Below are 254 nucleotides of genomic sequence, written 5' to 3'. Positions count from 1 at the left end.
TTTGCGAGCTGGGGTGTCATGGCGAACGACGGCCTTCCGGTGATCTTGTCGGGACACTGGTGGCGGCTGTTTTTTCCCGCTTTCTTTATTTCATTAACTATGTTCGCCTTTAATGTTGTTGGAGACGGACTGCAGGATGCGTTAGATCCGAAGCTGAGGAGGTAATGTATTTTTGCGGAAAAAAGTATTGGAAGTCGAGAATTTGCATGTTTCATTTACGACATACGGCGGAACGGTCAAAGCCGTCCGCGGAG

The 254-nt window shown here is 48.8% G+C and carries 1 protein-coding gene and 1 pseudogene; both read left to right on the top strand.

Annotated features, from left to right (window positions below; all coding sequences use genetic code 11):
- Positions 1-165: pseudogene (locus CF394_RS03425) on the top strand (ABC transporter permease); the annotation flags it as partial.
- A gap of 7 nt (positions 166-172) precedes the next feature.
- Positions 173-254: hypothetical protein (locus tag CF394_RS16030; RefSeq protein WP_243370662.1), on the top strand; the 82-nt coding region annotated here is incomplete at its 3' end.

Source organism: Tetzosporium hominis (genome assembly GCF_002265435.1).
Taxonomy (GTDB): domain Bacteria; phylum Bacillota; class Bacilli; order Bacillales_A; family Planococcaceae; genus Chryseomicrobium; species Chryseomicrobium hominis.
The sequence above is the reverse complement of the archived record's forward strand: the minus strand, read 5'-3'. Positions and strand labels throughout refer to the sequence as shown.